The organism is Pseudarthrobacter sp. H2 (genome assembly GCF_050157045.1).
Taxonomy (GTDB): Bacteria; Actinomycetota; Actinomycetes; order Actinomycetales; family Micrococcaceae; genus Arthrobacter.
In genome coordinates this window covers 1645008-1665544 of sequence record NZ_CP189594.1, presented here as the reverse complement: position 1 = coordinate 1665544, position 20537 = coordinate 1645008, and the positions used below count along the sequence as shown (strand labels likewise).

The 20537-nt window shown below is 68.4% G+C and carries 21 protein-coding genes; 2 read left to right on the top strand and 19 right to left on the bottom strand.

All coding sequences use genetic code 11. The features are described 5' to 3' along the window. Positions 1–13: 13 nt before the first annotated feature. From ACQCSZ_RS07895 to pyrR, 4 genes are read right to left on the bottom strand one after another with little or no spacing between them, the layout of a single operon-like run. Positions 14–535: a hypothetical protein gene (locus ACQCSZ_RS07895; protein ID WP_427007472.1), complete on the bottom strand. Its 522-nt coding sequence runs from the start codon at positions 533–535 to the stop codon at positions 14–16. Beyond that, positions 535–1908, bottom strand: a complete 1374-nt coding sequence (locus tag ACQCSZ_RS07890) for a dihydroorotase (RefSeq protein WP_427007471.1) — start codon at positions 1906–1908, stop codon at positions 535–537. The genes ACQCSZ_RS07895 and ACQCSZ_RS07890 overlap by 1 nt, the downstream gene beginning before the upstream one ends. Beyond that, positions 1908–2948, bottom strand: a complete 1041-nt coding sequence (locus ACQCSZ_RS07885) for an aspartate carbamoyltransferase catalytic subunit (protein ID WP_427007470.1) — start codon at positions 2946–2948, stop codon at positions 1908–1910. Before ACQCSZ_RS07885 ends, ACQCSZ_RS07890 begins: the two co-directional genes overlap by 1 nt. Further along, complete coding sequence (gene pyrR / locus ACQCSZ_RS07880; RefSeq protein ID WP_427007469.1) at positions 2945–3544, bottom strand: bifunctional pyr operon transcriptional regulator/uracil phosphoribosyltransferase PyrR; 600 nt, start codon at positions 3542–3544, stop codon at positions 2945–2947. Before pyrR ends, ACQCSZ_RS07885 begins: the two co-directional genes overlap by 4 nt. A gap of 654 nt (positions 3545–4198) precedes the next feature. Here pyrR and ACQCSZ_RS07875 point away from each other — a divergent pair. Beyond that, entirely contained in the window at positions 4199–5725 is a 1527-nt protein-coding gene (locus tag ACQCSZ_RS07875; RefSeq protein ID WP_427008281.1) for a DUF222 domain-containing protein, read from the top strand. Positions 5726–5792: 67 nt separating this feature from the next. Here ACQCSZ_RS07875 and ACQCSZ_RS07870 read toward each other — a convergent pair whose 3' ends face one another. Continuing rightward, positions 5793–5939 carry a hypothetical protein gene (locus ACQCSZ_RS07870; protein ID WP_427007468.1) on the bottom strand — a complete coding sequence of 49 codons (147 nt, stop codon included), beginning with the start codon at positions 5937–5939 and terminating at the stop codon, positions 5793–5795. Positions 5940–6057: 118 nt separating this feature from the next. Here ACQCSZ_RS07870 and ACQCSZ_RS07865 point away from each other — a divergent pair, with 118 nt between their 5' ends. Then, positions 6058–7317, top strand: a complete 1260-nt coding sequence (locus ACQCSZ_RS07865) for a PrsW family intramembrane metalloprotease (protein ID WP_427007467.1) — start codon at positions 6058–6060, stop codon at positions 7315–7317. Between the two features lie 163 nt (positions 7318–7480). Here ACQCSZ_RS07865 and nusB read toward each other — a convergent pair whose 3' ends face one another. The 14 genes from nusB to ACQCSZ_RS07795 form a co-directional block, all read right to left on the bottom strand. Beyond that, entirely contained in the window at positions 7481–7891 is a 411-nt protein-coding gene (nusB, locus tag ACQCSZ_RS07860; RefSeq protein WP_427007466.1) for a transcription antitermination factor NusB, read from the bottom strand. Beyond that, positions 7891–8454 (bottom strand): elongation factor P, encoded by a 564-nt coding sequence (efp, locus tag ACQCSZ_RS07855; RefSeq protein ID WP_136322650.1) that lies wholly within the window; start codon positions 8452–8454, stop codon positions 7891–7893. The genes nusB and efp overlap by 1 nt, the downstream gene beginning before the upstream one ends. A gap of 155 nt (positions 8455–8609) precedes the next feature. Beyond that, positions 8610–9128 carry a tetratricopeptide repeat protein gene (locus tag ACQCSZ_RS07850; protein WP_427007465.1) on the bottom strand — a complete coding sequence of 173 codons (519 nt, stop codon included), beginning with the start codon at positions 9126–9128 and terminating at the stop codon, positions 8610–8612. Next, positions 9128–10219, bottom strand: coding sequence for a 3-dehydroquinate synthase (gene aroB, locus ACQCSZ_RS07845; protein WP_427007464.1), 1092 nt, complete (start codon positions 10217–10219; stop codon positions 9128–9130). Before aroB ends, ACQCSZ_RS07850 begins: the two co-directional genes overlap by 1 nt. After that, positions 10216–10830 (bottom strand): shikimate kinase, encoded by a 615-nt coding sequence (locus tag ACQCSZ_RS07840; RefSeq protein ID WP_427007463.1) that lies wholly within the window; start codon positions 10828–10830, stop codon positions 10216–10218. Before ACQCSZ_RS07840 ends, aroB begins: the two co-directional genes overlap by 4 nt. A gap of 44 nt (positions 10831–10874) precedes the next feature. Continuing rightward, entirely contained in the window at positions 10875–12074 is a 1200-nt protein-coding gene (gene aroC, locus ACQCSZ_RS07835; protein WP_427007462.1) for a chorismate synthase, read from the bottom strand. A 26-nt stretch (positions 12075–12100) separates the two neighbouring features. Next, positions 12101–13042: a shikimate dehydrogenase gene (locus tag ACQCSZ_RS07830; protein WP_427007461.1), complete on the bottom strand. Its 942-nt coding sequence runs from the start codon at positions 13040–13042 to the stop codon at positions 12101–12103. Next, complete coding sequence (gene mltG / locus ACQCSZ_RS07825; RefSeq protein WP_427007460.1) at positions 13039–14832, bottom strand: endolytic transglycosylase MltG; 1794 nt, start codon at positions 14830–14832, stop codon at positions 13039–13041. The genes ACQCSZ_RS07830 and mltG overlap by 4 nt, the downstream gene beginning before the upstream one ends. Then, positions 14813–15436 carry a Holliday junction resolvase RuvX gene (ruvX, locus tag ACQCSZ_RS07820; protein WP_427007459.1) on the bottom strand — a complete coding sequence of 208 codons (624 nt, stop codon included), beginning with the start codon at positions 15434–15436 and terminating at the stop codon, positions 14813–14815. The genes mltG and ruvX overlap by 20 nt, the downstream gene beginning before the upstream one ends. Before the next feature lie 11 nt (positions 15437–15447). Beyond that, positions 15448–18126 (bottom strand): alanine--tRNA ligase, encoded by a 2679-nt coding sequence (gene alaS, locus ACQCSZ_RS07815; RefSeq protein WP_427007458.1) that lies wholly within the window; start codon positions 18124–18126, stop codon positions 15448–15450. A 215-nt stretch (positions 18127–18341) separates the two neighbouring features. Continuing rightward, on the bottom strand, positions 18342–18596 hold the full coding sequence (locus tag ACQCSZ_RS07810) for a DUF6167 family protein (RefSeq protein WP_427007457.1): 255 nt from the start codon (positions 18594–18596) through the stop codon (positions 18342–18344). Between the two features lie 20 nt (positions 18597–18616). After that, positions 18617–18991 (bottom strand): DUF948 domain-containing protein, encoded by a 375-nt coding sequence (locus ACQCSZ_RS07805; protein ID WP_427008280.1) that lies wholly within the window; start codon positions 18989–18991, stop codon positions 18617–18619. A gap of 173 nt (positions 18992–19164) precedes the next feature. Next, a complete protein-coding gene (gene rpsD / locus ACQCSZ_RS07800; protein WP_211880215.1) occupies positions 19165–19791 on the bottom strand; it encodes a 30S ribosomal protein S4 in 627 nt (208 codons plus the stop codon). A 173-nt stretch (positions 19792–19964) separates the two neighbouring features. Beyond that, the gene (locus ACQCSZ_RS07795) at positions 19965–20363 is read right to left on the bottom strand and encodes a cupin domain-containing protein (RefSeq protein WP_427007456.1); all 399 of its coding nucleotides are present in this window, start codon (positions 20361–20363) and stop codon (positions 19965–19967) included. Between the last annotated feature and the right edge of the window lie 174 nt (positions 20364–20537).

Below are 20537 nucleotides of genomic sequence, written 5' to 3'. Positions count from 1 at the left end.
GTCCGTCACGTCGTTACTTTCCACTATCGGCTTCTGCCTGAGGGGCTGCGGAGATCAAATCTTGAAGGGTGTCGAGGAGGAGGGTCTTGTCTTCGGCGTGCCGGGTGCGGAACCCGGTGTCCAGTTCACGGGCGCCGAGCCTCCAGCTGAGCACCAGCAGTCCGTCCTTTTCGACGAACTTTCCGGCCATGCCGCTTTCCAGCCGGACCCCGGTGAGCCGTCCGGCCGGGATGAACACCGGTCCGGCGCCGGCGCGCTCGAACAGCGCCCCTTCGGGGTGCACGCTGAGCCCGGCGTTGGTGCGGAGGCCCAGGTGGTGGACGGCGATGCGGTCCAGCCAGTCACCGGCCGTGGTGGAGGCGACGTACTGGCCGTCGGCGGCGGCCAGCGGGGCGCCGAGTTCCGCGGGGACTTCGGGCAGCGGGTCGACGTCGGACTGGCGGCGCAGGCGGTTCCGCCAGCCGATGGTCAACAGGACGAAAGCGACGGCAACGAGCGCCAGCGTGGCCAGGCCGAGGACGAGGAGTTTGTCCATCAGTTGCGGCCCCCCGGTGCGGCGCCGGGCATCTCCGTGTTCTCCGGGAGCCACCGGTACGGGGTGTTGAGCTTGCCGGCCAGGACGGTGGGGTGGCCCTTGAAGAACGTCGCCACCACCTTGCCGGGAAGTTCGCGGCCGGCAAACGGAGAGTTACGGCCCATGGTTGCCATTTTAGAAGGGTCCACGGTCCAGCGCGCGGCCGGGTCCACGAGTATGACGTTGGCCGGTTCGCCCGTTTCGAGGGGCCGGCCCTGGTCTTCCAGCCTGCCGATGGCGGCCGGCGCGGTGGAGGTGACGCGGGCGAAATCCGCCCAGCCCATCAGCCCGGTCTCGATCATGGTGTGCTGCACCACGGAGAGCGCGGTTTCCAGGCCGGTCATGCCCATGGCCGCCTGTGCCCATTCGCATTCCTTGTGTTCGCTCGGGTGCGGCGCGTGGTCGGTGCCGACGACGTCGATCGTGCCGTCGGCCAGCGCGGCGCGCAGGGCCTGGACATCGGCGTCGGTGCGCAGCGGCGGGTTGACCTTGTAGACGGGGTCGTAGCTGCGGACCAGCTCGTCTGTGAGCCAGAGGTGGTGGGGCGTGACCTCGGCCGTGACGTTGACGCCGCGGGACTTCGCCCAGCGCACGATCTCCACGGAACCGGCGGTGGAGACGTGGCAGACGTGCAGCCGGGAGCCGACATGCTGGGCCAGGAGCACGTCGCGGGCGATGATGCTTTCCTCGGCGACGGCGGGCCAGCCGGTGAGGCCGAGGACGGCGGAGACCTCGCCCTCGTTCATCTGGGCGCCAGCGGTGAGGCGGGGTTCCTGCGCGTGCTGGGCCACGACGCCGTCGAACGCCTTGACGTACTCGAGCGCGCGGCGCATCAGGACGGGATCGTGGACGCAGATGCCGTCGTCGGAGAAGACGCGGACCCGGGCCCGGGAGTCGGCCATCGCGCCGAGCTCGGCGAGCTGCTCCCCCGCGAGCCCGACCGTGACGGCGCCGACCGGGCGGACGTCCACCCAGCCGGCGGCCCGGCCGAGGGTCAGGACCTGTTCCACCACCCCGGCGGTGTCCGCCACCGGCGTGGAGTTGGCCATCGCGTGCACGGCGGTGTAGCCGCCCAGGGCGGCGGCACGGGTGCCGGTTTCCACGGTTTCCGCGTCCTCGCGGCCGGGTTCGCGCAGGTGGGTGTGGATGTCCACCATGCCGGGCAGCGCCACGAGGCCGGCGGCCTCGATGACGGTGGCGCCGTCGGCGGCGAGGTCCCGCCCGCGCCCGGCGATCACGCCGTCGCGGATCAGCAGGTCTTCGGGGGCTCCGCCGAGGATCGCGGCGCCCCGGATGAGGTAGGCGCCGCTGTTGTCCTGGTGCAGTTCGGCCATCAGTGGCTCTCCTTTGAATGGGCGGCGGTGGGGTGGGCCGTGTTGGTGGCGGCAGCGGTGGGGGCGGCTGCCGGTTCGCGGGTGTCCCCGGACAGCAGCAGGTACAGGGCCGCCATGCGGATGGACACGCCGTTGCGCACCTGCGCCAGCACGGTGGAGCGGGGCGAGTCGGCGGCGGCGGCGGAAATTTCCAGGCCGCGGTTCATCGGGCCCGGATGCATGATGATGGTGTCCTTCAGGCCCAGGCCGTCGAGGGCGCGGAGCCGGTTGTCGTCGAAGCCCCAGCGCCGTGAGTACTCCCGCGTGGTCGGGAAGAAGGACGCGTTCATCCGTTCGCCCTGCACGCGGAGCATCATGATGGCGTCCACGCCCTTTTCGAGGGTTTCGTCGAGGTCGTAGCTGACGGCGCAGGGCCACTTGTCGACGCCGATGGGCAGCAGCGTGGGCGGCGCCACGAGGGTGACTTCGGCGCCCAGGGTGCGGAGCAGCCAGACGTTGGACCGCGCCACCCGGGAGTGCAGGACGTCGCCGGCGATGGCGACCCGCATGCCTTTGAGGTCCGCCCCTGTGGAGGGCGTGCCGGCGAGCCTCGACCAGTGCCGGCGCATGGTGAAGGCGTCCAGGAGGGCCTGGGTGGGGTGTTCGTGGGTGCCGTCGCCGGCGTTGATGACGGCGGCGTCGATCCAGTCCGTGGCTGCCAGCCGGTGCGGGGCGCCGGAGGCCCAGTGCCGGATCACGACGGCGTCGGCGCCCATCGCGGCCAGCGTCTGCGCCGTGTCCTTGAGGGACTCGCCCTTGGAGACGGAGGAGCCTTTCGCGGCGAAGTTGATGACATCGGCCGAAAGCCGCTTGGCGGCGGCTTCAAAGGAGATGCGGGTCCGGGTGGAGTCCTCGAAAAACAGGTTGACCACGGTGCGGCCGCGCAGGGCGGGCAGCTTCTTGACCTCCCGCTCCCCCACGGCCGCCATTTCTTCGGCGGTGTCCAGGATGCGGGTGGCGTCGGCCAGGCTGAGGTCTTCGGTGGAGAGCAGGTGCTTCATGCGACCGCCTCGATGACGACCTCGTTGACGGGGGCGCCGTCAGTTGAGTCTGTTTCCTCGAGCCGGACCCGGACTTTCTCGGCGGAGGACGTCGGAAGGTTCTTGCCGACGTGGTCCGCGCGGATGGGCAGTTCCCGGTGGCCGCGGTCGATCAGCACGGCCAGGCGGACGATGCGCGGGCGGCCCAGGTCGACGAGGGCGTCCAGGGCGGCGCGGATAGTCCGTCCCGAATACAGGACGTCGTCGATCAGCACAACGACCTTGTTGTCGATCCCGGTGCGCGGCAGCTGCGTCGGGTACGGGGGCCGGGTGGGCTGGTGCGAAAGGTCATCGCGGAACATCGTCACATCCAGCTGGCCGACGATCGCGGCGGCGTCCACGGCGGGATCGGCGGCGGCTATCTTGGCGGCAAGCCGGACGGCGAGCGGATAGCCCCGGCGCGGAATGCCAAGCAGGACGAGATCCTGGGAGCCCTTGTTGGCCTCGAGGATTTCGTGGGCGATCCGAGTGAGTGCGCGGTCAATGTCGGCCTGGTTGAGGACAACCCTGGTGAGGACGACCCCGGCCGGAACCGGTGATTCTGGAACAGCAGTCACAGCTCGTCTCCCCTTTCCCCGCCTCACGGGACGGAATTAAAAAAGGATTATTTGCACTTTCAAATTACCACAGCGGCCGCAGCGGACCCGCCCCGGAAGAAGGCGTTCTGCGTCACAGCGGCATCGCCCCGGGCGGTAGGCGGTACATCGACGTCGGCGCAACCCGCCCCGGGCCGCGGCGGCCGCTTCGTCGGCGGGCATCTATCCGGCGGTCGCGGCGCTGAATCGTGTCGTCGCACCGTGTTCGAAGCCGGCCTTCGGCAAATAATGGGCCGCAACCGTGGCTGACCGGTGGGCGAATCCGGAGGCGTCACCTGGTTTGTGTATGAAATTCCTGGATTGAGATGAGGGATGAACATGACCGTCACTGGAGGACAGGATCAGTGAGAGAACTCGCGGCGACTCTGGCCCGCGGCAAGACCCGCCTCGTGCGCGAACTTCTCACCTCCCGGGGAGCGGGAACCCCTTGCTGACCAGGACAAACGTCACTTCCAGCCCGAATCGACACCGACGACCAGGTGCCGCCGTCGCCCCCTTAAAATTGTCAGTGCCACCTGCCATGCTGTGGGTGTGGACAGCGGAACAGTGTGGAGTGTGGAGAGCAGGGAGGCGGTGGCGGCCGTCGCCGCGTCCGCTGCCGTGCTTGCTGCCTCCATGGGCGCCGGCGGCCACCGCCCTGATCTGCCCGGCGCCGGCGCGTTGCGGGACGCCGGCGCGTTGCGGGACGCTGATCCGTTGCGGGATCTGGCGGATGGTTGCCTGGACGGCCTCGCCGAGGTGGCCCGGCTCGAAGCCCGGACCGCCGCGCTGAAGGTGCGGCTCGCCGCGGAATACGTGCAGGCAACCAGGTCCCTGGCGCCACCGGCCGCGTCCGCGCAGGAACGCACCTCCCGGGAGATGGCAGTGGTTGCCGAGCTCGCCTGCGTCCTGACGGTCAGCGAACGGACCGCCGGCGCCCTCCTGTCCGGGTGCCAGGCACTGGTGACGGCGCTGCCGCTGACCCTGGCGGCGCTGCAGGCCGGCACGATCTCCTGGCAGCACGCCCGGATCATGGTGGATGAGACTACCGGCCTGGACGCGGCCGGCGCGGCCGGGCTGGAAGCGCACTTCCTGGACCCCGGCGCGGCGGACCCGGCCCGCGGGTGCCCGGCCGGGGACCTGGTGGCGTCCCGGTTCCGGGCCAAGGCACGCGCCTGGCGCGAACGCCACCACCTGCTCAGCATCGAAACCCGCCACACCCAACGCGCCGGGGACCGGCGCGTCGAGTACACCCCGGACCGGGACGGCATGGCCTGGCTCTCCGCCTACCTCCCGGCCGACACCGCCGCCGGGATCTGGGACCGGACCACCGCCGCGGCCCGCGCCCTGCAGGGCCCGGCGGAGGCGCGGACCCTCACCCAGCTCCGCGCCGACATCACCGCCACCTGGCTCCTCACCAGCCACACCACCGGAGGAGCGGGCAGCGAAGGGGGTGTGGCGGGGGACGGTACCGGGGGTGTGCCGTCGCCGCGGGCGCAGGTCCTGATCACCGTCCCGGTCCTGTCCCTGCTCGGCGCCACCGGCGAACCGGCGACCCTGGACGGGTACGGCCCGATCCCGCCGTCCATGGCCCGCCGGCTCGTCGCGGACGGCGCCGACTCCTTCCACCGCGTCCTGACCGACCCCCGCGACGGGGCGCCCCTGGAAATCGGACGGACCAGCTACCGCCTCACAACGGCCCAGCGCCAATGGCTCCGGCTCCGCGACGGCAAATGCCCCTTCCCCGGCTGCAGCAACCACTCCCTGGACAACGAAGCGGACCACCTCCTGGCCTGGGCCGGCGGCGGCACCACCGGGATCGCCAACCTCGGCCAGCCCTGCCCCAAACACCACCGCCTCAAACACGCCACCGCCTGGACACCCGCCGGCGCCAGCAAAGGCCACCCGCCAGGATGGACCTCACCGACCGGCCGGCACTACCCCAGCGAACACCAGGACTGGGAACCACCCCACTGGCCCCCCGGCATCCCGGACCCCCCGGACCCCGGACCGGAACTGCCCCCGGACCCCTTCCCGGACTGGTACTCGTTCACGGCCGGGCACCACCTCCCCGCCGCGGAGACGGGCGATCCGGGCCGGCCGCCCTTCGACGACCCCTACCCGGAATGCCTCCTGTTCCTTGCGGCCTTGGACAACGCCTGACATGAAAATGGGACTGACCAGGGATGGGTGCGCCGGGGCAATGTGTTGACGGCGCTGGGCGTGGACCTTATCCGGTCGGCAGCAGCGGTTCGAGGATGACCTGGTAGCGCAGGAATTCGAGCCGGTGAACGGCTCCTTCTTTGCTTCGCGGCTGGCTGACATCGGTTTTGCGGGCCGAAAAGCTCCGGGCGTCACGGGCGTTGACCAGGGCCACGCCCGGCCCCTCGTCATCGAGTCAGGCCATACGCCCAAACCCCACAAAGGCGAGCCCTGACCAGCATGTTTAGAAGTCTCACCTCCGATACCAGGAACGTCCCGTTAGGCTCTTGTGCATGACGAGCCACGATCCGCGGCCCGACGGCCACCCGCCGCTGCCGGAGCAAGCCAACCCGAGCTGGATGGGGCACGTCCCGGAACAGAATTACCGGCCGGCACCGGCGAACTACGCGGGCCGGCCCCAGGCCACCCTGCCTCCCGCCATTCCGGCCCCGAGCAGCCGCCGCCGCCGCGGGCGCCGTTCGGCCGGGGGCGGGCTCGGGCTTTTCGTGGCCGGCGCGGTGCTCGTGTTCGCCGACCTGTTCCTGGTACTGACCTTCGTCCTGGCGAACACTGGCGTCGCCGGCTTCGCCATCGGCTTCGTGGCGTCGCTGCTGCCGCTGGGCTCGGTGCTGCTCGCCGTGTACGTCATCGACCGCTGGGAGCCCGAGCCCAAGCGTCTGCTGCTGTTTGCCTTCGTCTGGGGCGCCGTGGTTTCCGTTGCGCTGACGCTGCTCCTCCAGCCGCCCTTCTCGCTGGCCGCGGGACCGGCATCCGGCCTGGACGAACAGACATTCTCTGAGACCCTCGCGGCCCCCGTCGTGGAGGAGTTCGCCAAGTCCCTGGGGCTGCTGCTGCTCCTGCTCTTCGCCCGGAAGCATTTTGACGGCCCGGTCGCCGGCGTCGTTTTTGCGTTTACGGTTGCGGGCGGTTTCGCCTTCACCGAGAACGTCCTCTACTTCGGCCGTGCGTTTTCCGGCTCCGGCAACCCAGCCACGAACGTCGCCGTGGTGTTCCTCGGGCGGGGCGTCATGTCACCGTTTGCCCACGCCATCTTCACCGCCAGCACGGGAGTGGTCCTGGGGTTTGCGGCGCGGCGCGGCAGCACCGGGCTTTGCCTGCTCGCATTCATCGCCGGCCTGGTCCCGGCGGTGCTCCTGCACAGCTCATTCAACACCGTGAGCCAGGACTTCCCTGCCCGGTATATATTCGTCCAGGTGCCCATCTTCGTCGCAGCAGTCCTCGTGATTGTGCTGCTGCGGCGGGCTCAGAACCGGCTGACCAGGCAGCGGCTCCAGGAGTACGCTGCGGCGGGCTGGTTCACGTCGGCCGAGGTCCAGATGCTGGGCACCGGGCGTGGCCGCAGTTGGGCCCTGCTCTGGGCCAGGTCCATCGGCCGGGGTCCGCAGATGAAGGCGTTCCTGCGCGCCGCGACCCGGCTCGCCTTCACCCGGCAGCGGATCCTCAGCGGCAGGGACGTGCCGGCACAGCAGCTCGACGAAAAACACCAGCTCGCCAAGGTGGCCGCGCTGCGGGACGCCGTGCTTCGCCGTTAGGGCCAGAACGGCGTGCGACGCACAAATTCCCTGACGCTACCGGAATACCGGCCGCGTCAGGAAATGGCCGCATCGAGGAACACTTTGCGTGTCATGGAGCCCGGACAATGGAAGAGCCCCGTTCAGGCTGACCTGAACGGGGCTCTTCCTAAACTGCGCGGACCTACGCGAGCAGCGAAGGCTTCAGCTGCTGCAGGCGGCCCAGCAGGCCGTTGATGAACGACGGCGACTCGTCCGTGGAGAGCGTCTTGGCCAGGGCCACGGCCTCGCTGACGGCGACACCGTCCGGGACGTCGTCGTTGTAGAGCAGTTCCCAGGTGCCGATCCGGAGGATGATCCGGTCCACCGACGGCATGCGCTCGAGGGTCCAGCCCTGCGAGTACGTTTCGAGGAACTCGTCGATGGCCACCTGGTGGGACACTACGCCCTCGACGATTTCGAGGGTGTAGGGGTTGACGATCTGGTCCGTCTGCTCGCGACGGGACCGCAACACGTCGAACGCCGAGACGGAACGCTGCTCCGCCTCGAAGAGAACATCCAGGGCCCGGTTACGGGCCTTACCGCGTGCACTCACTAGTCGTTGACCCTGCCAAGGTAGCTGCCGTCGCGGGTGTCGACCTTGACCTTGGTGTTGTTCTCGACGAACAGGGGCACCTGGATCTCGTAGCCGGTCTCGAGCGTGGCGGGCTTGGTGCCGGCCGAGGAGCGGTCGCCCTGCAGGCCCGGCTCCGTGTAGGTGATCTCGAGCACGACGCTCGGCGGCAGCTCGATGTAGAGCGGGTTGCCCTCGTGGATGGCGATGTTGACCATCTGGTTTTCGAGCATGAAGTTGGTGGCGTCACCGACGGTGGGACCGGGAACGGTGAGCTGGTCGAAGTCCTGTGTGTCCATGAACACGAAGTCCGCGCCGTCCTGGTACAGGTACTGGTAGTCGCGGCGGTCAACCGTGGCGGTCTCGATCTTGAGTCCGGCGTTGAAGGTCTTGTCGACGACCTTGCCGGACATCACGTTGCGCATCTTGGTGCGCACAAACGCGCCGCCCTTGCCGGGCTTGACGTGCTGGAACTCAATGATGTTCCAGAGCTGGCCCTCAAGCTTGAGGACGGTTCCGTTCTTGATGTCGTTAGTGGTTGCCACTGTATCCTCTGGTTTCTTTTCTGACGGGTTCTAGCTGCCAGCCGTTTATGCCAGGCAGGCATGCCATGCGGCCCGCCAGCGCCTATTTATCAAAAATCCAAGACCTATTCTACCGGTTCCGGCGGACCGCTGCCTGACGGGGCCCAGGCTTCCGCTTAGGAGGCCCGGTCCAGGACGTCCCTGGCGCGCTGCAGCGCCACCGTGGAGGCGTAGATCAGCGCCGCGTCGGCGGAGCCCTCCACCCGGAGATCGAGGGCCTTGGCGAAGGATTCGACGGCGGCCGCGATGTTGCCGCCGGCAAAGTAGGACCGGCCCAGCTGCTGGCGGATTGACGCCTCGTCCGGGGTGCCGCGCGTCTCGGCCAGCAGTTGCCGGAACAGCTCCACGGCGCGGTCGAACCGGTTGGAGACCCGCAGCACGTCCGCCTCGAAGATCCGCAGCCGGAGCGAACCGGGGTTGGTGTACCGGGCCTCGGCCAGCAGTTCCGCGGCTTCCGCCGCGTGGCCCTGGACGAGGCGCACGAAGATCAGGTCCGCCGGATCCGTCGAGGCTTCCAGCGCCGCGGCGCAGGCCTCCTCGTTGACGATCTGTGGCATCAGGCTGTCCGGGTTGACCTTGATCCCGGGGAACCCGGCATCAGGCCAATCGCTGGTCCCGCCTGTGATGGGTGTCATCAGGAGGCTATCTCCTGGTATGCGGCGAACAGCAGGGAGGTGTCCGGGACGTCGAGGATGCCGGGGCGCCCGACGCCGTCGAGCACCACGAAGCGCAGCAGGTCACCGCGTGACTTCTTGTCCCGGCGCATGCCGTCCAGCAGGGCCTGCCAGCGGTCCCGCCGGTAGGTGACGGGAAGCCCCAGGCTCTCCAGGATGCTGCGGTGCCGGTCGGCGTCGGCGTCGCTGAGGCGCCCGACGCTGCGGGACAGTTCCGCGGCGAACATCATGCCGACCGAGACGGCGGCGCCGTGGCGCCAGGAGTAGCGCTCGGCGAGCTCGATCGCGTGCCCCAGCGTGTGGCCGTAGTTGAGGATCTCGCGCTGGCCGGCTTCCTTGAGGTCCGCGGAGACGACCTTGGCCTTGACGGAGATGGCGCGCTCGATCAGTTCCCGCAGCACGGCGGAACGGGGATCGGACACGGCCGCCGGATCCTTTTCGACCAGTTCGAGGATGGCCGGATCGGCGATGAAGCCGCACTTGATGACCTCGGCCATGCCGGAGATGATCTCGTTCTTCGGCAGCGTGTCCAGCGTGTCCAGGTCCACCAGGACGCCGGCGGGCGGGTGGAAGGCCCCGACGAGATTCTTGCCTTCGGCGGTGTTGATGCCGGTCTTGCCGCCGACGGCCGCGTCCACCATGCCAAGCAGGCTCGTGGGCAGGTGGATGACCTTGACGCCGCGCAGCCAGGTCGCCGCGACGAAGCCGGCGAGGTCGGTCACGGCTCCGCCGCCCACCGCGACGACGGCGTCCGAGCGGGTGAAGTCGTTTTGTCCCAGCACCTGCCAGCAGAAGGACGCCACCTCGATGTGCTTGCCTTCTTCGGCGTCCGGAATCTCGGCGGTGAGCGCGGTGAAGCCGGCCGCGGCCAGCTCCTCACGGACGGTGTCGCCGGTGAGCCGGAGCGCACGCGGGTGGACGACGAGGACGCGCTTGACGCGCTCGCCCAGCAGCGCGGGCAGGCCTGCCAGCAGCCCGCGGCCCACGACGACGTCGTAGTTCTCACCGGGGGTCTGCCCGGTGACCTTGATGACGGTTGATTCGGTACTCACTTTTCAACTTCCTTTGTCGCCGCTGGTGTGCGCCCCGCCGCGGTCTTCGCGGCGGCATACTCCTCCAGCGCATCTTCCAGCCGGTGAGCCAGGTCCGGCACGGATCCGTGCCGGACATCGAGAACCAGGTCGGCGAGCCGTTCGTACACGGGCTGCCGGGTGGCGAAGAGCGTCCGCCAGCGCCCCATGGCGTCGCCGGCCAACAGCGGACGGCCGGAGTTCTTGGCGATGCGTTCGGAGACGGTGTCCGCGTCGCATTCCAGATAGACCACGGTACAGCGGCCGAGCAGCTGCTGCGTGCCGGAGTCCAGCACGGCCCCGCCGCCGAGCGAGATCACGGTATTGCTGCCCTCCGCCGCTTCGATGGCCTCGGCCACCGTCCGCGCTTCGATCTCGCGGAAGGCGTGCTCGCCCCGGCCCGCGAAGATGTCCGCAATGGTGCCATGGGCGGCGACAATCACGACGTCGGTGTCCACGAAGGGTGCCGCCAGGTGCTGGGCGAGCTGCTGCCCTATCGCGGACTTGCCCACGGCCATCGGCCCGATCAGGACGATCGGCCGGGCGGCGCGCAGGCTGGTCCCTGCGGGGCGAAGGCCGGTCCCTGGCTTCATCCTTGCGGGGCGATGGCCGGTCCCGGGCTTGTTCCTGCCCGGCACTAGTGGCCGATCGAGTCCAGGGACGCCGGAATATTGTCCAGGTAACCCTTGATGTTGCGGGCGGTTTCCTGCACGGAATCGCCGCCGAACTTTTCCGTGACCGCTTCGGCGAGGACCAGGGCCACCATGGCTTCGGCCACGACGCCGGCGGCGGGGACGGCACAGACGTCCGAGCGCTGGTGGTGGGCCTTGGCGGCCTCCCCCGTGCTGACGTCGATGGTCTTCAGGGCGCGGGGCACGGTGGCGATCGGCTTCATGGCCGCACGGACGCGCAGCACGTCGCCGATGCTCATGCCGCCCTCGATGCCGCCGGCGCGGTTGGACGTGCGGATGATCCTGCCGTTTTCGTCCTTGACGATCTCGTCATGCGCGGCGGAGCCGCGGCGGGCCGCGGTGAGGAAGCCGTCGCCGACCTCCACGCCCTTGATCGCCTGGATGCCCATCAGGGCAGCGGCCAGGCGCGAATCGAGGCGCCGGTCCCAGTGGACGTAGCTGCCCAGTCCCGGCGGCAGGCCGTAGGCGAGGACCTCGACGACGCCGCCGAGGGTTTCGCCTTCCTTGTGCGCGACGTCGACCTCGGCCACCATGGCGTCGGAGGTCTCGCGGTCGAAGCAGCGCAGCGGGTCGGAGTCGAGGGCCAGGACGTTGTCAGGGACCGGCAGCGGCCGGCCTTCCGGAACGGCGACGCTGGCGATGGAAACGGTGTGGGAAACGAGCTCGATGCCGAGCTGCTTCAGGAATGCCGCGGCGACGGTGCCGAGCGCCACCCGGGTGGCGGTCTCGCGTGCGCTGGCGCGCTCCAGGACGGGCCGGGCCTCGTCGAAGCCGTACTTCTGCATGCCGGTGAAATCGGCGTGCCCGGGCCGGGGCCGGGTCAGCGGGGCGTTCCGCGCCTGGTCGGCCAGGATCTCGGGGGCCACGGGATCGGCAGACATGATCTGCTCCCACTTGGGCCATTCGGTGTTGCCGATCTGGATGGCAACGGGGCCCCCCTGGGTCAGTCCGTGGCGGACGCCGCCGAGGATCGTGACCACGTCCTGTTCAAATTTCATCCGCGCACCGCGGCCGTAGCCGAGGCGCCGGCGGGCCAGCGCCTCCGCGACCAGGGCGCCGGTGAGCTCGACACCGGCGGGCACGCCTTCAATTATTCCGACCAGTGCCGGACCATGGGATTCTCCGGCAGTCAACCAACGCAACATAAATTCCATCCTGCCATGTCCGGCACTTACACCACGCGTCGAGGGGCCCCGACTGCGTCACACATCACATCTGTGACTTCGGCCGGAACCGCCCCGCCCAGCCCGGTGAAGTGGCGGACCTGTTCCACCGCCTGGTAGATCAGCATTTCCAGGCCGGGAACAACTTTGCCGCCGGCGTCCTGCCAGACGGAGGCGATCCGGCTGGGCCACGGATCGTACGCCACATCCAGCAGCACGCCCGGTTTTCCGGGGGCCGGTCCGGAGGCGGTTCCGCGGGCGGATTCCCGCTGCAGTTCCCGCCGCACCTCGGCGGCAAGCCGGTCGGCGGCGCGGGGCGGCAGGGTGGAGATGACGACGTCGGCCGCGGCGATGGCGGCGGCCGCGCCGGCGATCGGGAGCACCTGCACAGGGAGCCCGAGGGCAGCAGCGGCGGCGCGGGCTTCGGCGGCGCGGCTGACATCGCGCACGAACACGTCAGCGCCCGGAGCGCCCAACTCCTTCAGGGCAGCGAGGGCGGCGGCCGCCGTCCCGCCGCCGCCCAGCACGACGGCGGTGGGCGCGGCTGCGGCCCCCGCGTGCCGGAGGGCGTTGACGATGCCGGCGACGTCGGTGTTGTACCCGATGAGGCGGGTGGAGGCGCTGTTTTCTCCGGACGGGCCGGATCCGGAATCGCCGCGCTCAAAAGCGACAGTGTTGACGACGCCCAGGGTGCGTGCCACACCGCGGATCTCGTCCATTTCCCGGACCATGGCGGACTTCAGCGGCATGGTCACCGACAATCCGCGCCAGCCGCCATCCTTCCGTACCTCGTCCCGCACGGCGGCCATAAAATCCGGCAGCTGCTCCTCGGTCACGTCAATGGCCGAGTAGGCAAGCTCCACGCCGAGGTAGGCGTACGCGGCCCGGTGCAGGGCCGGGGACTTCGAATGGCCGATGGGGTGTCCGAGTACGGCAGCCCGCAGCGTCATACGCAGCGTCCCGGGTTTGACGCGCACCAGTCGTTGTACATGGCCACGTAGGTGTTGTGCTCCGCCAGCGTCCTGGAGAACTTCGTCTCCTTGGTGTCGAGGTTGATGGTCACCCAGTACAGGTAGTCGTTGGCCTTGGGCTTCGCGGCGGCGTCGATGGCCGTCTTCCCGGGCGATCCGATCGGCCCGGCCGGCAGGCCGGTGTTGGCGTAGGTGTTGTACGGGTTGGACTTGTCGGCCTTCTGGACCTCGTCGATGTGGAAGCTCCTGATGCCGAGCCCGTAGGTGACCGTGGCGTCGGACTGGATCAGCCCGTTCGTCTCTGTGTTGCCCGGCTTGAGCCGGTTGTAGATCGCCCCCGCGACGTCACCGTATTCCGCCTGGCCGCCTTCGGCCTGGACGATGCTGGCAACGGTGACGACGTCGTATTGCCTGCCCGGATCCGTGACGCCCTGGGCCTTGAGCTCGTCCACGGTAGTGGTCACGAGCTTCTGCAGGATGGCCTTGCCGGAGGTGCCCAGCGGGAAGCGGAATTCGCCCGGGGCGAGGAAGCCCTCGAGGTTCTTAGCCTTGTCCTGGACGCCGAACTGCGCCGGCGCATCGCTGAGGGCCTTGAGCTGGGCCGCGGGGATCCCGGTGCCCTCGGAAATTGCCTGCAGGGATTCGCTGATCCTCAACCCGGCACTCAGGGCGAAGTACATGACCTTGCCCTTGTCCTTGTTCAGCAGCACATCCACGGCGTCGGAGTTCTTCATCTCCAGGCGCATGGTGAAGTCACCGGGGCTCAGCGCCCCGCCGGAGGCCGTGAAGGCCTTGAGGAAGGTATCGGCGTTCGCGACGACCTTCTTGGCCTGGAGTTCCGTGGCGACGGACTTGGGGCCGGCGCCTTCCGGCACGGTGATCGTCACCTGGCCTGTGCCCGGTCCGGGGAAGTCGGCGGCGGTGTCGCTTCCGAGGAGCGGTTTGAGGAACTGCGCGCCGACGACGACCGCGACCACGAACACCGTCAGCGTCAGCACCAGGGCCAGGAAACGACGGCGGCGCCGGACCTTCTTGGACGGGCCCTTGACGGTGCGGATGCTCGCGGCTCCTGTCAGTTCATGGCCGGGCCCGGCCGGATAGTCGTTTTCGTCTGTGTCGTGCAGGTCTGTGTCGTGCAGGTCTGCGGCGTGCACCGCTGCGGCGTCGTAGGCCTGGCCGGCCTCATCATCCGGGCGGGCAGCGTAGCCGTCGTGGAATTCAGCCTCATGATGGGCTTCATAGCCGTGCTCCGGTACCGGCTGATGATGCTGCCCGTCCGCGTGCGGGATCCCGCCCGCGAACTCCTGCACAGCGGCTTCCTGCACAGCGAACTCCTGCACAGCGGCTTCCTGCACAGCGAACTCCTGCACAGCGGCTTCCTGGACGGGCTCTTCATGGACGGTGGGGGCTGCCTCCGGCAGCTCCGGGGTGTCGGCTGGCGGGAGCGGCGCGGAGGCCTCCGGCGCTTCCGGCTCGACGGCTTCCGGCGTTTCCGCCGTCTGAGTTTCCGCCGTCTGAGTTTGCCCCGTCTGAGTTTCCGCCGGCTGAGTTTGCCCCGGCTGAATTTCTGTTGGCCGGACTGCGGCTGGTGCCGGCGGCACTGCCGCCGTCGGCGTGCGTTCGCCGGTCTCGAAAGCCTGCGGCGGGATCAGGTTGTGACCCTGGGTCGCAAGGAACTTCTCCCGGGCCCTGAGCTCCTTGCGCGTCAGCGGCCGGTCGGCACCGCCGGAAGCGACACCTGCGGTGTCGTCACTGTTGACGGGGCTCACTGTAGCCTTCCATGTTGTGCTGATCGCGGTTGTGCTGATCGCGGTTGTGCTGCTGGCGTTCTGCTGCTTCGTCGGCGCCGTTACCGGCCGGCCCCGGAGCGGACTCCGCGTAAACGCGGCTTCCGATCTCCGTTCCCCTGGCCTTTTGCATATCGATCGCGTGCTGCAGGATACCAGCGGCCGCAACCTGATCAACCACTTTACGGTGGTCCCGGCTGCTCATGCCAGCTTCGCGGAGATTGCGGTGGGCCGTCACGGTGCTCAGCCGCTCATCCACGAGGCGCACCGGCACCCCGGACCCGCTGTCCCTGAGCGCACCGGCCAGTAACGTGGCGTAGTCCGTCGCCATCCGGGCCGAAGCATGCTCCTCGCCCTTCATCGTCCGCGGCAGGCCCACGAAGATCTCCACGGCGCCCAGCTCCACGGCCAGGGCCGCCAGGATGCGCACGTCGGTGTTCTTCTTCGCGTTCCGGTCCAGGGTCCGCAGCGGGGTCGCCAGGATGGAGTCGCGGTCACAGACCGCCACGCCGACCCGGACGGTGCCGACGTCCACCCCCAGTTTCACACCCCGGGGGTAGACGCCGGGCTCAGCAGCTTCAGTCACGTCGTTTCCCGTTATCGCCGGGTGATGGCATCCACGACGGCGGCCAGGGCAGCGCCGACCTTGGCGGCGTCCGTGCCGCCGCCCTGGGCGACGTCGTCCTTGCCGCCGCCGCCGCCGCCGAGGATTCCGGCGGCGAGCCGCACGAGGGCGCCCGCCTTCACACCGGCCGTCCGGGCGGCTTCGTTGGTGGCGATGAGGATCACCGGGCGGTCGTTGCTGACACCGGCGACGGCGACGGCGGCGGGCCCGGAGCCGAGGCGGGTCCGCAGGTCCAGGGCGAGGCCGCGGAGGTCATCCGCGCCGCTGACCTGGCCGGCGTCGTGCGCGATGACCTTGATCCCGGCGGCGTCCCGGGCGGTCCCGACGAGCTGCGCGGCGGCGGCCGTGAGCTGGGCCTTGCGCAGCCGCTCGAGTTCCTTCTCGGCCGTCTTGAGCTTGGTCAGCGTGGTGGCGATCCGGTCCGCGAGGAGCCCGGACGGGACCTTGAGCATTTCGGTCAGCTCGGTCACGAGGGCGCGCTCGGCGGCCAGGTGCCGGAAGGCGTCCATTCCGACGAAGGCCTCCACGCGGCGGTTTCCGGACCCGACGGACTGGTCCCCGAGCAGGGACAGGCTGCCGATCAGGGCGGTGTTCCCTACGTGGGTGCCGCCGCAGAGCTCCCGGGACCAGGCGCCGTCGATCTCCACGACGCGGACCTCGTTGCCGTAGTTCTCGCCGAAGAGCGCCATGGCGCCGAGGGCCTTGGCCTGGGCGAGGCCCATGACCTTCGTTTCCACCCGGAAGTTGTTGCGGATGGCGATGTTGGAGACTTCCTCGATCTCGGACCGGGTGGCGGCGCTGAGGCCCTCGCCCCAGGCGAAGTCGAAGCGGAGGTAGCCGGCCTTGTTGAACGAGCCGCGCTGCAGGGCTTCCGGGCCGAGGATCTGGTGCAGGGCCGCGTGCACGATGTGCGTGCCGGTGTGGGCCTGCTCGGCGGCGTGGCGGCGTTCGGCGTCCACGGCGGCCAGGACCTGCGAGTCGGCGCCGATCTCGCCTTCGCGGACGATCGCCTTGTGCACGCTCAGGCCCTTGATGGGGAGCTGGACGTCCAGGACCTCGACGACGAAGCCGTCGCCGGTGATCAGCCCGGTGTCCGCCGACTGGCCGCCGGCCTCGGCGTAGAACGGGGTCTCGGCAAGCACGAGTTCGATTTCCTCGCCGGTGGATGCGTGCGCGACCTTCCGGCCGCCGGACAGGATGCCGCGGACCTTGGACTCGCCGGAGAGGTCGGTATAGCCGGTGAAGACGGTCTCACCGGCGGTGAGCAGTTCCTGGAAGGCGCTGAGATCGGCGTGCGCGCCCTTCTTGCCCTTGGCGTCCGCCTGGGCGCGGTGGCGCTGTTCGAGCATGAGCTTGCGGAATTCGGGCTCGTCGACCTTGAGCCCGGCTTCCTCCGCCATTTCCAGGGTGAGGTCGATCGGGAAGCCGTAGGTGTCGTGCAGGGCGAAGGCGTCGGCGCCGGAGAGCGGATTGCCGGCGGCCTTGGACTCCTTCACGGCGTCTTCGAGCCGCGCCGTGCCCGAGGCGATGGTGCGCAGGAAGGCCTTTTCTTCGGCGTAGGCGATCCGGCTGATGCGGTCGAAGTCCGTCTCCACGATGGGGTAGACGCCCTTCATGGCGTCCCGGGACGCGGGCAGGAGATCGGGGAGGCAGGCCTTTTCGACGCCGAGCAGGCGCATGGAGCGCACGGCGCGGCGGATCAGGCGGCGCAGCACGTAGCCGCGGCCCTCGTTCGTGGGGGTGACGCCGTCGGCGATCAGCATGAGGGCGGAGCGGATGTGGTCGGCGACGACGCGCATCCTGACGTCGTCGGTGTGGTGCGGGTCCTCGGGGGTCTCGGCGGAGGTGTATTCGCGGCCGGAGAGGGCCGCGGCCCTGTCGATCACGGGGCGGACCTGGTCCGTCTCGTACATGTTCTCGACGCCCTGCAGGATCATCGCGAGGCGCTCCATGCCGAGGCCTGTGTCGATGTTCTTCATCGGCAGTTCGCCGGTGATGTCGAAGTCCACCTTGGAGCGGACGTTGTCGATCTGGTACTGCATGAACACGAGGTTCCAGATTTCGATGTACCGGGTCTCATCGGCGATGGGGCCGCCCTCGACGCCATACGACGGCCCGCGGTCGTAGTAGATCTCGGAGCAGGGGCCGGCGGGGCCGGGCTGGCCGGTGGACCAGTAGTTGTCCGCCTTGCCCATCCGCTGGATCCGCCCGGCCGGGACGCCGGTGTTCTTCAGCCACAGCTCTTTGGCCTCGTCGTCCTCTTCGTAGACGGTGACCCAGAGGCGCTCGGGGTCCAGGCCGTAGCCGCCGTCGTCCACGCTCGTGGTGAGCAGTTCCCAGGCGAACCTGATGGCGTCTTCCTTGAAGTAGTCGCCGAAGGAGAAGTTGCCGCACATCTGGAAGAAGGTGCCGTGGCGGGCTGTCTTGCCGACTTCCTCGATGTCGCCGGTCCGGATGCACTTCTGCACGCTCGTGGCCCGCTTGTAGGGGGCCTCCTCGCGCGCGGTCAGGTACGGGATGAACGGGACCATGCCGGCCACCGTGAACAGCAGGGAAGGGTCGCTGGAGACCAGGGAGGCGGAAGGAACCGCGGTGTGGCCCTTGCTGACAAAAAAGTCGATCCAGCGCTTGGTGATCTCCTGCGACTTCATGAGCTGATTACATACCCTTCAATATTCACTGCGTATTTTGTCCACGCGCGTAGTCCGCGGAACAAGCTTGATTCCGGGGTGTGGGTCCCGGTATTGGTTTTTTGTGGTGGCTGCGGCGGCCGTGCGAGTGGCGCTGTTAGCTGCCCTGCCCACCGCCTGCGAGCGGCCCTGTTAGCTGCCTCCGGCGGAGTCCGCTCTTTCCAATTCTCTCCCGGCTAGCGCCGGAGTGCATCCTGGCTGTTGACGACTGTGTCTATGCCAGCGTGTATGCCCAGGGCCGTGCGGAGTTCGGTTTCCCGCTCGGCCATCCCTTCCCGGACGGCATCCGCGAAGTCATACAGGCCGTCGGCGAGCCGTCCTACCGCCCGGTTCAGGCCCTCAGGGCCGAGGTTCGACTGTGCCTGGGTGATCTTGCGGAAGGCGATGACGCCGATTGCGACGCCGATTCCCATCCAGATGATTCTGTTCATGTCAGGTTCTCCAGCTGGATTCAGCGGCTGCGGCGGCCGGTGGTGGGCTTCTTGCGGGCGGTGAAGGCAGAGCGCACGCCGTAGCTGAAGGCGGCCACCTTGATCAGCGGGGACCCCACGGTGGCGGCCATAAGCGAGGACAGCGCCGAAATGTTGGCGGAAGCGTCCGAGACGTTGGAGGCGATCCCGTCGACCTTCTTCAGCTGCTGGTTGGTGGTGGAGACGGTGGCGGTGACTTCGTCCATGAGCGGAGTGGCGCCGTCGCTGATCGAGCGGATGGAGGTCCGCACCTCGTCAAGTACTCCGCCGAGCTTCAAAATCGGCACGGCGAGCAGCAGGACCAGCAGTGCAAACACCCCGGCCGCGATCAGGCCGGCAATATCGCCACCAGACATAGACATTCATCTCCTTGTTGCGTCTTGTTCCTGCAGGTCAATGTGTTCCTGCAGATCACTCCGGGTGGCGCGGACGGCATCCGGAGAACTCCCCCAAGTACCTTACATACAAAGAAGCCCGCGGCGCTTGCCGCGGGCTTCGTTGTATGTACTGCGTTTGATCCGGGTTGGATCTAGCGTGCGTAGAATTCCACGACGAGCTGCTCTTCGCAGGTCACGGGGATCTCGGTGCGCTTGGGGCGGCGGACCAGGCGGGCCTGGAGGGCGTCAAGCTTGACGTCCAGGTAAGCCGGGACCATCGGCAGGACGTCGCGGTGTGCGCCGGCTGCTGCAACCTGGAACGGGGGCATGACTTCGCTGCGGCTGTGGACGTGGACCAGCTGGCCCTCGCCGACGCGGAAGGACGGGCGGTCGACGCGGATGCCGTCAACCAGGATGTGGCGGTGCACCACCAGCTGGCGGGCCTGGGCGATGGTGCGGGCGAAGCCGGCACGCAGCACGAGGGCGTCGAGGCGCATTTCGAGCAGTTCGATCAGGTTTTCACCGGTCAGGCCCTTGGTGCGGCGTGCTTCTTCGAAGGCACGGGTCATCTGGGCTTCGCGGATGCCGTACTGGGCGCGCAGACGCTGCTTTTCGCGCAGACGTACGGCGTAGTCGGAGTCCTGCTTCTTGCGGGCACGGCCATGCTCACCGGGGCCGTACGGGCGGCGCTCCATGTACTTGGCGGCCTTGGGGGTCAGAGCGATGCCGAGTGCACGCGAGAGGCGTGCTGTACGGCGAGCACGAGTGTTGTTAGCCACTTGTGTCCTTCCAATATCTGCGGTGTGTCAGTGTTACTGGCCTCCACGATGGAGAGCATCGGCCAACCGCTGCCTTTTGCTACTGGGCACAGGGCAACCCCAAACAAAACTGAATTGAATCAGGAATTTGGTGGAGTGTGCGTCCGTGCCTTGCCAGACAACGAACAAGCTTATCAGATTTTAGCGTGCACTCCGCCGCTGCCCCGCCTGCCGAGCGACGCCGCGCCCAGGAACTCAACGGCCACGAACGATTCCGGCCCCACTACCCATTCATCGTGGCCGGGAGGAATCGCGTACGTGTCGTTGGCACGGATGGTGGAGCGCAGTCCGTCCGATGATTGAACTTCCATCACGCCGGAGATGCAGAATCCCAGATGGTGGTGCTGGCACAACCCCGTCCCGTCGAAGGATTTGAGGCACTCCGACCACCGCCAGCCCGGGTCCAGAATGAGCCGGGCCACGGAGTAGTCGTTCACGCTGACAAGATCGAATTCGGCCTTCTCCGGGCACCGCTTCTTGTCCGGGGCATCGAAGGACTTAACGGCCAAAGCTGTGACGATATTGACGGACATGGGACACTACCTGGGATCCGGGACGAGGGCACTTGGGTTGGCTCCAGGCTGATGATGTGCCGGCCGCCGGCCTGGGGCTGGAACAGGAATATCCGGCAAGGTGTGCCGTGGTCCCCCAAAGCGCACGCTCATGACGCACTCGTTTAACGCACGCACGTCCAGCAGGTCGATGCT